This is a genomic window from Paenibacillus sp. MMO-58 (assembly GCF_037146255.1).
In the GTDB taxonomy this organism is placed as follows: domain Bacteria; phylum Bacillota; class Bacilli; order Paenibacillales; family Paenibacillaceae; genus Pristimantibacillus.
In genome coordinates this window covers 483,703-497,199 of sequence record NZ_JBBCVY010000002.1, presented here as the reverse complement: position 1 = coordinate 497,199, position 13,497 = coordinate 483,703, and the positions used below count along the sequence as shown (strand labels likewise).

The window sequence follows — 13,497 nt, the reverse complement described above, 5'->3', positions numbered from 1 at the left end:
CACATGAGCCGGTTCGCCTTTTTTACTTAAAAATGGCCTTGTTTATCCTTAAAAAAGCCCGATTGAGAGGGCTTACCCCTGACTGTATAGTTACGATGTAAGCGAATTCAACATCTAAGATACAGGGGGGAACCTATTGAAAGCAATTGCATTTCATCGAATGAAGGTCTACTGGCCGCTATATGCCATGGCGATTCCGGGAATTATTTTTCTTGTCGTATTTAAATACATTCCGCTGGCCGGCGCCGTAATCGCCTTCAAGGATTACTCGGTGTTTAAAGGGTTTATCGACAGTCCGTGGGTGGGCTTCAAGCACTTTGAGACGCTGCTGCATCATCCGGACTTTGCCCGGGTGTTCGGGAATACGTTAATGCTCGGATTACTCAAGCTTGTATTGGTCTTTCCGATACCCGTTCTGCTGGCGCTGATGATTAACGAGATTCGCAAATCGGCGCTGAAGAAAGGCATTCAGACCGCGCTTTATATCCCGCATTTCTTGTCTTGGGTAATCGTAGCCGGCATCGTGTTTGATTTCTTCTCGTTAAGCGGGTTGTTTAACATCGTCCTTGGCTGGTTTGGCCATGAGCCGGTGCTGGCGATGCAGGAGAGCGATTACTTCCGTCCCGTGTATGTCATTTCCTCCATATGGAGGGATGCCGGTTGGGGAACCGTCGTGTATATGGCGGCGATCAGCGCCATTGACCCTCAGCTGTACGAATCGGCCATGATCGACGGAGCGTCCAAGCTCAGGCAAATGCGCCACATTACGTTCCCTCTGCTGCTTCCTACCGTATTAGTGCTGTTCCTGCTCGAGATCGGCAATTTCCTGGATCTGGGCTTCGACCAGGTATTCAACCTCATTACGCCGATGACCTATAGCGTAGGGGACATCCTCGATACTTACGTATTCCGGACAGGCATTCAGCAGGCACAGTATAGTTTTGCGACGGCGGTTGGCTTATTCCAGTCCGTTATCGGATTTATCCTGGTCTATATCTTTAACAGGCTGTCGAAGAAAGTTTCGGATGGGGGGCTCTGGTAGACATGTTCGAATCGCGAAGCGAGAAGGTTTTTGTTTCCGGCATTACGATCATTCTTATCCTCATGTCCGCCATAGCGATCATACCGCTCCTGTCCGTCATCTCTACTTCGCTTAGTTCCAAAAGCGCAGTGGACATGAACCTGGTAACCTTATGGCCGAAGCAATTTACCTTCGACTCCTGGGCGTATATTATCGACCGTCCCGATTTGTGGAGATCCTTCTTCCTGACCTTGGTCACGACAGTAATCGGAACGGCGTTGGCTCTTCTGATGACCGCTCTGCTTGCCTACCCGCTGTCAAAGACAAAGTCGGAGTTCCGCTGGGGCGGCGTGGTTATGATCGGCGTAGTCATCGCCATGATATTTAAAGCGCCAATCGTACCCTATTTCCTGACCGTCCGGGGCATTGGACTTTATAACAATCCATTGGTTCTCATCGTACCGCATATTCTGAATCCCTTTAATCTCATCATCATGCGGACGTTCTTTAAACAATTTTCCAAGGAGCTGGAGGAAGCCGCATTCCTTGAAGGCTGCGGATATTTCCGGATGCTGTTCCAGCTGGTGCTCCCTCTGTCCAAGGCCGTACTTGCAACGCTTGCGTTATTCTATGGGGTACTGCTCTGGAATCAGTTCCAGCATCCGCTCTTCTTCCTTCAAAATCCGGACTGGTTCCCGCTGCAAATCAAGATCCGCCAGTTCATTACGGATGACAGCGTGATTATGGCAGGTTCCGCGTCAACAGCGGATCTGAACTATAATAGCCGGACCTTGCGGGCCGCAACCGTCATCTTTGCGATTATCCCGATTATTCTGGTCTATCCTTTCCTGCAAAAGTATTTCGTCAAAGGGGCCATGATTGGCTCCGTAAAAGGGTAAAGTTCTTATCCGGTTTATTGGCAGCCAGCCTTAAACATATCCATCATACACATAAGGGGGAAACGAAATGAAAGCTAGGAAAATGGGATTATTATTAGCTGCAGGCGTCCTTGCCATTACGGCCGTAACGGGCTGCAGCGGAAACGCAAAGAACTCGTCCGAGAATGCCGGCAAGAATCAAACGGAAAGCGCGGACGGTACGGTCGATATTGAGGTATGGGGTACCAATATCGGGTATAAGCCGGTTACGAAGGGCAGCAAGCTGTATGAATTTTATAAAGAAAAGCTTGGGGTTGGCGTCATTAACCCGTATGTGGAATGGAACGGAGGCACGAACTACCTCAACCAGCTGAACCTGAAAATCGCAGCTAACGAAATGCCGGATTTATTCATACCCCAACAGGGCATAGAAGATAATTTGGCGAAAAACGGCGCGATTGCGGATTTGACGGATTTGCTGCCTAAATATGCGCCAAACGTTTGGTCAGCCATTCCGGAGGATATCTGGAATGTCGTAAAAGCAAACGATCCGACCGGTCAAGGCCGAATTTATTATATTCCAAACATTGTGGAATATGGACGTTACGCGAGTATGATCCGCCAGGATTGGCTGGATAAGCTAGGCTTGTCGATGCCTAAGACGCAAGATGAATACGTGAAGGTGCTTGAAGCATTCCGCGACAAGGATCCGAACGGCAACGGCCAAAAGGATGAAATTCCAACCGGCGGCCGGGAACAAGCCCGCTGGATGGATCATCTGTTTGCCATGTACGGGGTAGCGATGTTTGAAGGTTATCCGGACTGGGATATTTACGATGGTCAGCTTACTTACTCCGCGGTAACGCCAAATATGAAAGCTTCCCTGGAGTTTATAGCCATGCTGTACAAAGAAGGCCTGATCGATAAGGAATCGCTGCTTAACACGAAGGATAAGTGGGAAGGCAAGATTCAATCGGACAGGGTAGGGAACTATTTCCATTGGGTCGAACAAGGAAATCTTGTGTTCGAGAATCTGTATAAGAGCACGGGCGTAAAAGCGCAATATTCCGTTCTCCCACTGCCCGAGGTCCCGGGATATAAGGGCTTCTACACGATGAAGAAGATCGCGAATCCGCAATGGCTCGTTAAGAACAACAAGGACCAAGATAAGCTTATGGCAACTTTGAAGCTGCTGAACAACATATACGACAAGAAAAACTGGAAAGACCTGTACCTAGGCGTAGAAGGCATGCACTACGAAATGAAGGATGGCAAAGCCATCAAGCTGCCGGATGACAAGAGCACGCAAGAAAATCAAATTCTTAATCCGGTGAATAACGTATCGACATTAGACATGACCATTGATCTCTTTAACAGCACGGCATCCGAAGAGAATAAGTGGGAGATTGATCAAGTTACCCGCAACATGCAGGAAGCTCAGAAGTATGCCAAAGCGATTGCCGGCGCCGGACTGCCCGCAAGCATTTATGACGGCTTCCCGGATATCAACAACCGCACGTTGTATGCGGAGTATGCAACCAAAATTATTATCGGCGAGTATCCGATCAGCAAGTTTGACGAGTTTGTTGAGAAGTGGAACAAATCCGGCGGTGAAGAAGTAACGATGCGCGCAAGAGAATGGTACGAGAAAGTAAATAAATAATCTCTATGGATATCCGCCCGTATCGACCCGTACCCGAGTCCAAGACGGGCGGATTTTTTTATAGAGCTCACACAGGAGGCAATCATGAGGAATCGTCTTAAGGAAGTGCTTGAAGGCCAGGAACAAAATTATATTCTTCCGTTTCTCTGGCAGCATGGGGAAGAGGAGCACAGGATTCGGGAGGAGATGGCTCGCGTGCATGAAGCGGGAATCGGCGCCGTCTGTGTTGAAGCCCGGCCGCATCCGGATTTTCTCGGTCCGAAGTGGTGGGCGGATATGGATGTCATTATGGATGAGGCAAGGCAGCGCGGCATGAAGGTATGGCTGCTGGATGACGATCATTTCCCGACGGGGCATGCGGCAGGCAAGGTCAAGCAGGCTCCGGAAGAGCTGCATCGCAAGTTCCTGGCCGAACGTTATATCGATACGGTTGGTCCGGCGAAAGGCACTTCCCTCTTGCTGGACACGCTTCTGACGAATGGACTTCGGCCGACTTTTTCCACTCTAGAGTATGCCAAGGGCAAAAATAAGCTCGTTTCGGTTACGGCGGTACGCCGGGATTTTTCCGATGGCTCATTGCTTAGCGAGTGTATAGATCTTACCGAACTTATCACGGACGGCATCCTGTATTGGGATATCCCGGAAGGGTATTGGCGGATATTCGTTATTTCGGAGAGCAAGGATGGGGGAAGCGCCGCACAAGAAGATTACTTGAATCCACTGGTTCGGGATTCCGTCCGCATTCTGATCGATACGGTGTATGAAGCCGTCTATGAACGCTACAAAGCGGATTTCGGCAGCGCCTTTGCAGGATTCTTTTCCGATGAACCCGGATTCTATAACGATAAAAAGACCTTTGATTTCCAATCGAGGCCGGGTAAAAAAGGAGTGCCGCTTCCTTGGAGCAGCGAGATGCCTGATTTGCTGGAACAGGCACTTGGGGGAGAGTACCGCAAGCGGCTTTATCTTTTCTGGCAGGAGGATGCGGATGCGCAATTTCATGCTGTTCGCTACGCGTATATGAATATCGTCAGCAAGCTTTATGCGGATAATTTCTGCAGCCAGATCGGGGATTGGTGCAGAGCCCGGGGAGTCGAATATATCGGGCATGTCCTTGAGGATAACAATGTTCATGCCAGACTTGGACCAGGTCCGGGGCATTTCTTCCGTTCGCTCTGGGGGCAGGACATGTCGGGGCTTGATGTCGTGTTGTGGCAGATTGTTCCCGGCTTTGACCAATTGAGCTTCCGCAATACATCGGGGGAAACGGACAGCGAGTTCTTTCATTACGGCTTAGCTAAGCTAGGCGTATCGCTCGCTCATATGGATCCGAAAAAACAAGGCAGAACCATGTGCGAAGTGTACGGTGCCTATGGCTGGACGGAAGGTCTGAAGCTGATGAAGTGGCTGACCGACCACATGCTGGTCCGCGGCGTGAACTACTTTGTGCCTCACGCGTTTACGCAAAAAGCGTTCCCGGAACCGGATTGCCCGCCGCATATGTATGCTGACGGGAAAAATCCGCAATACCGCTACTATAAGCATTTGAATCACTACATGAACCGCATGAGCCACCTCATCTCAGGTGGAAGGCATGTGGCAACCGCCGCCATTATGTATCATGCCGAAGCAGAATGGTCCGGGAAGGCGATGTATTTCCATAAACCGGCGAAAGCATTAATGCAGCATCAGATCGACTGCGATATTCTCCCTGTCGATGTTCTACTGGAATCAGCCAGCATAATGGATAATAGGCTTGTTGTTCATCAAGAAGATTATAGATGCCTGATCGTGCCTTACGCGGAGGCGCTTCCGGCGAAGATGATTCGAAGCTTAGTGCAATTTGCGGAGCAAGGTCTGGAGATTTTCTTTGTGGGAGAGCTGCCTTCACGAGCAAGCGAGGGACTGGATGCTGCCGATAATTTATGGACACTCGCCCATCATCCGAAGGTGAAGCGGGTTGCTTTAGACAATCTGGCTCAGGAGCTTACGGCAAACGGTTATTATGAGGTTAAGGCTGATCAATACCAGCCGTATCTGAGGAACTATCATTATCAGCATGATGGCTTGGATGTAATTATGTTTTTTAATGAACACCCGTATCAAACGATTGATACGAAGCTTGATTTGCCCGATTCGATTCAAGGTGAGGTTTATGCTTACGATGCTTATCTGAATCGCTTGCGCAGAATAAAGGCAGTCAGTGAAGACGATGCAAATACAGTGCAGTTGGTCCTTTCTCCGTACGAATCGGTTGTTCTGCTCCACGGTAAGGATCTTGACCCATGTACCGCACTGCCATCGTATACGGTTGGATCAGGACTCGAATTGACTGGAGGATGGAGAGTGTCTACCGCTGAAGCCGAGCAGTACCCTGCCTTCAAGGAATGGGGTGGGCTCGCGGAATTATCGAATATGAGCAGGCCGGATTATTTGCCGCGGTTTAGCGGTACTTTCCGGTATGAAACGGAATTTGAATGGAGCGAAGCATCGGAACAGGCTATCCTCGAATTGGGAGAGGTATACGAAACGGCGGAGGTTTGGATAAACGGCAAGCAGGCGGGCGTCCGCATCTGTCCTCCTTACCGCCTCGAGATCAGCGGCCTGCTGAAGAAGGGCGTCAATAAGCTTGTCATTGAAGTAACGAATACGCTTGCGAAGGATCAACGCGACTTCTTGTCGTCCTTTGCGCAGCAGGAACCAAGCGGACTTATCGGACCGGTTACGGTTAAGGGACTTACAGTTCAATAGCTTTGAAAGAATGAAGAGGTGCTGAAAGAAACAGCATCTCTTTTTTGTAGCGTCAATGGTTAAAAAATGTCGTCAAAACGTTAGTGTTGAGTCGTTAATTTGTTAGTTGTCCTATTGTTGAAGCTATAGAATGAGGGGGTAGCTATAACCGAAGTTAAGGGGGATAAAGCATGGCATTACTATTTCCGGATCGTTTTTTATGGGGAGCATCAACGGCAGCGCATCAGGTAGAAGGCAATAATACCAATTCCGACTTCTGGCTGATGGAAAATTTGGAAGGTTCGTTGTTCAAGGAACCATCGGGCAGCGCTGTTGACCACTATAACCGTTATAGGGAAGATATTGCAACGATTGCCCGGTTGGGCCTCAATTCCTATCGCTTCTCCATCGAATGGGCTCGGATCGAGCCGGAGGAGGGACGGTTCGAAGCGGCCGAAATTGAACATTATCGGAATGTACTGCTTGCGTGCAAAGAAAATAACATTACTCCGGTCGTGACCTTGCATCACTTCAGCTCGCCGCAATGGCTTATCCGTAAGGGAGGCTGGGAGTCGGCTCAAACTCCTGCCCGGTTTGCCCGTTATTGCAAACATGTCATGAGCGAGCTGGGCGGCTTGATTCCGTATGTTTGTACAATTAATGAAGCGAACATTTCCATCGGAATCAAAAAAATTATGAAGCGTATGGAAGCCCAATCGAAGACTCCGGGAGCACAGGTCGGCTTGAATACGGGAGACAGTATGTCTCAAATGCAAAAATATTTTGCGGAACTGAGTAAGGCATTTGGCGTGCCTCCAACCGAGGTTCACTCTTTCCTGGCTCCCCGTTCCGAGCAAGGTCTAGCAACGATTTTTCAAGCGCATATGGAAGCGAAAGGCGCAATCCGCCAGATTAGTCCGCAAACTCAAGTCGGAGTGACACTGTCGCTTTACGACATACAAAGTAAGCCCGGCGGAGAAGAGCAGGCGGCACATGCCTGGAAGGAAGAGTTTCTTCAATTCCTACCCTATCTGCAAGACGATGACTTTTTCGGGTTGCAAAACTATACGCGTGCCGTTTATGGACCTGAAGGAATTCTTCCTGTCCCGGAAGGCGCGGAGATCACGCAAATGGGGAACGAATATTACCCGGAGGGGTTGGAAGCGGTTGTCCGCTATGTCAGCAAACAGCTAAATATTCCAATCATCATCACGGAGAACGGGATAGCTACGGATGACGATACGCGCCGTGTTGCTTTTATTGATCGGGCCTTGAAGGGGGTACATGCTTGCATTGCGGACGGCATTCAGGTTCTGGGCTATATGCATTGGTCGCTGATGGATAACTTTGAATGGCAGCTCGGGTTCGCCAAGCGGTTTGGTCTCATTGAAGTGGACCGTACCACCCAAGAGCGGACGGTAAAGCCAAGCGGTATTCACCTAGGGAATATTGCGAAGTTAAACGCGTTGTAAATGGGACCGAAATCGCGGCCGACGGCGGCTGGACGGGTTATTGAGGCAAGTGTAAGGCTGAACGGGCATATGCTCGCTCAGCCTTTTTTCACGGCGCAGTTGCTTACGCTTGTATCAACGAAAAGTCGATAAAACGTCAGGATGATGTCGTCAGATTGTTAGTGGGATGAAACCGCATCCGCTAAGATCATAGCAAGACCTATATATAAGTCTATTACAGAAAGGAAGGAATAATTAGATGGAAAAAGCGCTGTCGGCGAATGTACCTCAGACGGATATTCCGTACAAGAAAAAAAAGAATAAATATCGCAAATACTCACCTCTCCTGATCATGATGGTGCCTGGACTTCTCTATCTGCTGTTCAACAATTATCTGCCGATGCTGGGGATCGCAATCGCCTTCAAAAAAATCAATTTCGCTAAAGGGCTGCTTGGAAGCGATTGGGTCGCCTTTGATAATTTCACTTACCTTTTCAAGACGTCCGACGCTTTTATCATTACACGAAATACGATACTCTATAATCTTTTATTTATCGTTGTTGGAACGTTCCTATCATTTGCCTGTGCCATCCTGCTAAACGAGATCAAGAACAAAGTATTGTTGAAGTTTTACCAAAGCATCATCACGCTGCCGCATCTCATTTCCATGGTCATTGTAAGCTATCTGGTCTATGCGTTCATGAGTGCGGACACAGGATTTATGAATCATACGGTACTCCCCTGGTTTGGAATCAAGGATGGTATTTCGTGGTATACCGAAGAGAAATATTGGCCTTGGATATTAAGCTTGGTTCATTTCTGGAAAAGCGTCGGTTACTCCAGCATCGTGTTCTTTGCAGCTCTGCTTGGCATTGACGAGGAATATTATGAAGCTGCGAGACTCGACGGCGCAAGCCGGCTCAAGCAGATCCGCCACATTACTTTGCCGATTCTGACACCGGTCATCATTATGCTGACACTGCTGAGCGTGGGACGCATCTTCTACTCGGATTTCGGCTTGTTCTATCAGGTTCCCATGAATTCCGGAGCATTATTTAACACGACGGCTACGATTGATACTTATGTATTCAAAGGGTTGATGGGCACCGGCGATCTTGGCATGTCCGCAGCGGCAGGCGTCTATCAATCGGTTGTTGGTTTCTTGCTCGTCATACTTGCAAATTATATCGTGCGGCTGTACAGCAAAGACAGCGCACTGTTCTAAGCGTGTGCTTACCATATTTTTTTTAGCTTAAGCTTACGAAGCAGAATGGCTTCGCAATTCTTTTAGCTTAAGCTTACGATGCAAGAATCATCACGATCAGCCTGAACATGGCTGTTTGTGTGATAATTCTTTTTAGGAGGCAGATATCCTTGAAAAACGATAGCAGAGGCTTAACTTTGTTCAGCCATATCATGATGTTCTTGTTCGCAGTCGTTTGCATACTCCCGTTCATTCTGCTCATTTCCGCTTCGCTGACGAATCAGAACGACATCATAGCACACGGCTATTCCTTTATCCCCCATACGTTCAGCACCGCAGCGTACGAGTATTTGTACGAAAGAGGAACGGAAATTGCCCGTGCTTACGGGGTAACGATTTTCGTTACGGTAGTTGGCACGGCGCTTGGTGTAGCGATAACTACGCTGCTGGCTTATCCGTTGTCCAGAAGCGTCACCCCTCACCGTAATCTTATTATGTTTATCGTCTTCTTCACGATGCTGTTTCAAGGCGGGTTAGTGCCTTCCTACTTGGTATATACCCAAATCTTTGATGTTAAAAATACGATCTGGGCCTTAATCTTCCCCGGGCTTTTGATGAACGGCTTTTACGTGATGCTGATGCGGACCTTCTTCCAAACAACGATACCGGGCGCATTGATTGAATCCGCGCAAATAGACGGAGCGGGGGAATACAGAACCTTATGGTCTATCGTGCTTCCTTTATCTGCTCCCATCCTTGCGACGATTGGCTTGTTTGAATGCATCATGTACTGGAATGATTGGCAGCTCGGGATGATTTATATAACCAATCCCAAACTGTTCAGCATTCAGAACCTGCTTAACCGAATCATGCAGGATATCGATTTCATCAACACAAATTTATCAAGCAATGCAAGTGATGTCATGCAGCAAATGCCTACGGATGCCGTAAAAATGGCTATTGCGGTAATAGGAGTGCTGCCGATCCTCGTCGCTTATCCGTTTTTTCAGAAATACTTTATTAAAGGCATCATGATCGGTGCTGTTAAAGGATAAGGGATTAACGCTTCCGTACGAACGATCGCCGCAACTGAAACATCTGGTTGTGGCGTTTTTGCTAGGTATGCGTTTATGATAGATGCAAGACTTATTACCTATCCCCAGAAGGAGCCTGGAACGACATGAAAACCCTACTATTGTACTGGCAGCGAACCTCTTTGCGATTCAAGCTGATCGCCAGCGTACTTATAATGACGATACCGCTTGTAGGGATGCTCTTATACAACAATTATTATGCAATTCATGTCGTCCGAGGTCAGGTTGCAGATTCCTATAAGAACATGTTAAAGCTCTACAAGAATCAGCTTGATTCCAGCCTGAACGATATCGACTCGTATATGAGCACGGTCGCTTCCGGCTATGATTTGTTATCGCTTAGCCAGGCTGCAACGGATGGAGATTATTACACCGCCAAGATTTATTTGTTCAACAAATTGAGCCAGGATATTAATTTGTTTGATCCGATTGGTTCTTTTTTTATATATACGGAGCATAGGCAAGATTTCCTGAACATCTCGAAGGATGACCCTTATGCCATTCAGGAACATGACAGGATCGAAAAGTATGTGATCGACTTCATTCATTCGGGCAAATATCCGACGGGAGCTACCTCTAAAGTATGGAAGTCTGTCCGGATCGATCAGGATAATTACCTCATCGATATTGTACATGCGGGTGATTCCTATCTTGGAGCATGGGTGAAAACCGACGAAATATTAACGCCTCTGGATTCTCTTCAAATCGGAGAAGGGGGAGAAGCGTTATTGGCCAATATGCAAAACGAACCTATTTCCAATTCCACTCTAGTAAATAAATATGGGATTGAGCTGAGGCAAGATGTACACGAATACTATATCTCGGGTACGAAAAAGAAATTTCTCGTTATCGGCGCCCCGTCCAGTCGCGGTGATTTCAATATGGTTGCGCTTGTACCCGATCATGATATATTAGCTAAGCTTCCTTATCTTCAATATATTATTTGGTTCATTACGGTAGCCGCATTTCTATTTGTTCCTATCGGGCTTTATTCCATGAGGCGGTCGATTCTGCTGCCTTTATATCGGTTGCTGCGCACCATGAAGAAGGTCCGGGACGGCGACTGGAGCAGCAGGGTAGAGCTGAGTCATACTTCCGGGGAATTTCAAATCATTGGCGGTGCGTTTAACGCCATGATGTCCGAGGTGGAACGGCTTCGCGTCAATGTTTACGAGGAACAGCTGAACAAGCAGAAGGAAGAGCTGCAGCGGCTTCAGCTCCAGGTCAACCCTCATTTTTTCCTGAATACGCTTAATATCGTTTATAATCTCGCAAAGGTCAAAAATTATGATTTAATCTTGGAAATGACGATGTCGTTAATCGAGTACTTCCGTTACATGTTCCGAAGCAACACCTCTTTCGTACCGCTCCGGGACGAGCTTGATCATACCCGGAATTATTTGAAGATTCAAAGTCTGAGATTTCCGGAAAAACTGAAATGGGATATCCGTTCGCCGGAATATTTATCGGATGTCCCGATCCCGCCGCTGGTCATTCAATCTTTTGTTGAGAATGCCATTAAGCATGCGGTTACTCTAGATGAGCTGCTCTCTATTGCGGTTAGTATTGAATTTATGGCAGAGGAGCAGGGCTCCCGGATGAAGATAAGCATTAATGACTCGGGTCGAGGATTTCATCCTGATCTGCTTGCAGAGCTTCAGGCTGGCAGAAGCATTGCAAATGAGCGGGGCGAGCGTACCGGAATCTGGAACGTAGAGCGGCGAATAAGGCTTCTGTACGGTGAAACCGCGTCTGTCAGATATGATAACGCCAAGGACACTGGAGGAGCGACAATCGAAATGATTTTGCCTACCAATCCGGGAATGGAGGAATCGATATGAATTACCATCTGCTTATTGTAGACGACGAAGTTCTCGCCATCGAAGGGGTGAAGGCTGATCTCGATCTCCATCACTTGGGCATTTCAAAATTGCTGACAGCGCTCAATATCAGACAAGCCAAAGACTTGTTTGGAAGGGAGAAGATCGATATTTTACTGTGTGATATCGAAATGCCCCAAGGAAGTGGCTTTGACTTGCTGTCTTGGGTGCGGGAGCATTGTCCGAATACGGCGACGATTTTCTTCACGAGTCATGCCAATTTCAAATATGCCAAAGAAGCGTTGCATCTAGGGAGTCTGGACTACCTGCTTAAGCCTGTTCGCAAGGCTGACTTGGAGAATGCCATTCGCAAGGCACAAGCGGTAATTGACCGCAGCAGCGAATTTAATCGCAACAGCCAGTCCCATCAATTATGGCTGAAGCATCATGCCTTTATCATCGAACGGTTCTGGGTGGACCTTATTAATCATTCCACGCCAAGCAAACCGGCTGCAATTCGGGAGCTAGTAGAGCATCACCATATTCCGATTAGCGATGAATCCGTGTTTCTTCCCATTCTTATTTCCATTAAAAGATGGAAAAAAGGACTTGACCGCAGGGATGAGAAGATTCTGGAATATGCCCTAAAAAAATCCGCTGAAGAAATGCTTATCGGCGACAACTCAAACGGAATATGCTTTCTGCTTGACCGGGGGATTCTTCTAATCATATTGGTCGCAAATCGGGGAACCAGCTGGGATTACGAACATCTGATCAGAGCTTGCAGGCAATATATGGACTCCTGTATCGGTTATTTTTATTGTGACCTCTCCTGTTATTTCGGACGTACCGTAGAAGCCCATGAGATGGCATCTATGGTTGCGGAATTACGGGGGCGCGATCGGAACAATGTAGTCTTTGTGAACCAACTCTTTCTTTATGATGATAACAGGGGCTCCATTCCGGCCGTTAAGCTGCCTGCATTAGGAGTTGTCGCTTCGCTGATGAAGACCGGCACGAGGGATGCCGTCGTTCATGAAGTGGAGGCGATCGTAAACAATATTGTTAATCATCAAGAGATAGATGCCGGAGTTCTGCATCAATTCAATCAGAATTTTACGCAAGTGGTGTTTTCCTTTCTTAACTTGAGAGGGATTGAAGCGAATCAATTATTCGGAGATGAAGAGTCTAGACGTATTTCGGAGTCGGCTTTGTGGTCCGTAACGGATATGATGGCTTGGGTGCGTCATGCCGTAAGCAGAGCCATGAACCATGCGGAGGCGGTTAAAGAGACCGAAAAGATAGTGCGAATCGTCAAAAATTATATCTCTCTTCATCTGGATCAGGATATGACGCGCGAATCGATTGCCGATCAGGTTTTTCTCCATCCGGATTATTTAACCAGAATCTTCAAGAAAGAAACGGGCTATGCCTTATCGGATTATATTGTGCTGGAAAAAGTAAAGGTAGCCAAAGAATTATTGTCTCAAACCGACCGTCCCGTAAGCTCTATTGCATCAACGCTCGGCTATACGAATTTTTCTTATTTTACAAAGCTGTTCAAAAAGCATGCCGGGATTGGGCCGATGGAATATAGAAATCAGTTCTCAACATTCAACAAGTCGTGAAAACGCTA

The 13,497-nt window shown here is 47.7% G+C and carries 9 protein-coding genes; all 9 read left to right on the top strand.

The window, feature by feature from the left end:
- The first annotated feature begins 136 nt into the window (after positions 1-136).
- The 9 genes from WFJ73_RS07995 (at position 137) to WFJ73_RS07955 (ending at position 13,489) form a co-directional block, all read left to right on the top strand.
- Positions 137-1,042: an ABC transporter permease gene (locus WFJ73_RS07995; RefSeq protein ID WP_336772540.1), complete on the top strand. Its 906-nt coding sequence runs from the start codon at positions 137-139 to the stop codon at positions 1,040-1,042.
- A 2-nt stretch (positions 1,043-1,044) separates the two neighbouring features.
- Positions 1,045-1,920, top strand: coding sequence for a carbohydrate ABC transporter permease (locus tag WFJ73_RS07990; protein ID WP_336772539.1), 876 nt, complete (start codon positions 1,045-1,047; stop codon positions 1,918-1,920).
- 67 nt (positions 1,921-1,987) lie between these two features.
- Positions 1,988-3,562: an ABC transporter substrate-binding protein gene (locus WFJ73_RS07985; RefSeq protein WP_336772538.1), complete on the top strand. Its 1,575-nt coding sequence runs from the start codon at positions 1,988-1,990 to the stop codon at positions 3,560-3,562.
- 84 nt (positions 3,563-3,646) lie between these two features.
- On the top strand, positions 3,647-6,313 hold the full coding sequence (locus tag WFJ73_RS07980; RefSeq protein WP_336772537.1) for a glycosylhydrolase-like jelly roll fold domain-containing protein: 2,667 nt from the start codon (positions 3,647-3,649) through the stop codon (positions 6,311-6,313).
- A 170-nt stretch (positions 6,314-6,483) separates the two neighbouring features.
- Positions 6,484-7,764: a glycoside hydrolase family 1 protein gene (locus WFJ73_RS07975; RefSeq protein WP_336772536.1), complete on the top strand. Its 1,281-nt coding sequence runs from the start codon at positions 6,484-6,486 to the stop codon at positions 7,762-7,764.
- 238 nt (positions 7,765-8,002) lie between these two features.
- On the top strand, positions 8,003-8,968 hold the full coding sequence (locus tag WFJ73_RS07970; protein WP_442955929.1) for an ABC transporter permease: 966 nt from the start codon (positions 8,003-8,005) through the stop codon (positions 8,966-8,968).
- A gap of 149 nt (positions 8,969-9,117) precedes the next feature.
- Positions 9,118-10,002, top strand: coding sequence for a carbohydrate ABC transporter permease (locus WFJ73_RS07965; protein ID WP_442955928.1), 885 nt, complete (start codon positions 9,118-9,120; stop codon positions 10,000-10,002).
- A 125-nt stretch (positions 10,003-10,127) separates the two neighbouring features.
- The gene (locus tag WFJ73_RS07960) at positions 10,128-11,882 is read left to right on the top strand and encodes a sensor histidine kinase (RefSeq protein ID WP_336772535.1); all 1,755 of its coding nucleotides are present in this window, start codon (positions 10,128-10,130) and stop codon (positions 11,880-11,882) included.
- Positions 11,879-13,489 (top strand): response regulator transcription factor, encoded by a 1,611-nt coding sequence (locus tag WFJ73_RS07955; protein ID WP_336772534.1) that lies wholly within the window; start codon positions 11,879-11,881, stop codon positions 13,487-13,489. Before WFJ73_RS07960 ends, WFJ73_RS07955 begins: the two co-directional genes overlap by 4 nt.
- Positions 13,490-13,497: the final 8 nt, after the last annotated feature.

Bases quoted from the DNA above. Each gene is read 5' to 3' on its own strand.
- WFJ73_RS07990 (WP_336772539.1), top strand. From the start codon at position 1,045: ATGTTCGAATCGCGAAGCGAGAAGGTTTTTGTTTCCGGCATTACGATC.
- WFJ73_RS07985 (WP_336772538.1), top strand. From the start codon at position 1,988: ATGAAAGCTAGGAAAATGGGATTATTATTAGCTGCAGGCGTCCTTGCC.
- WFJ73_RS07980 (WP_336772537.1), top strand. From the start codon at position 3,647: ATGAGGAATCGTCTTAAGGAAGTGCTTGAAGGCCAGGAACAAAATTAT.
- WFJ73_RS07975 (WP_336772536.1), top strand. From the start codon at position 6,484: ATGGCATTACTATTTCCGGATCGTTTTTTATGGGGAGCATCAACGGCA.
- WFJ73_RS07970 (WP_442955929.1), top strand. From the start codon at position 8,003: ATGGAAAAAGCGCTGTCGGCGAATGTACCTCAGACGGATATTCCGTAC.
- WFJ73_RS07960 (WP_336772535.1), top strand. From the start codon at position 10,128: ATGAAAACCCTACTATTGTACTGGCAGCGAACCTCTTTGCGATTCAAG.
- WFJ73_RS07955 (WP_336772534.1), top strand. From the start codon at position 11,879: ATGAATTACCATCTGCTTATTGTAGACGACGAAGTTCTCGCCATCGAA.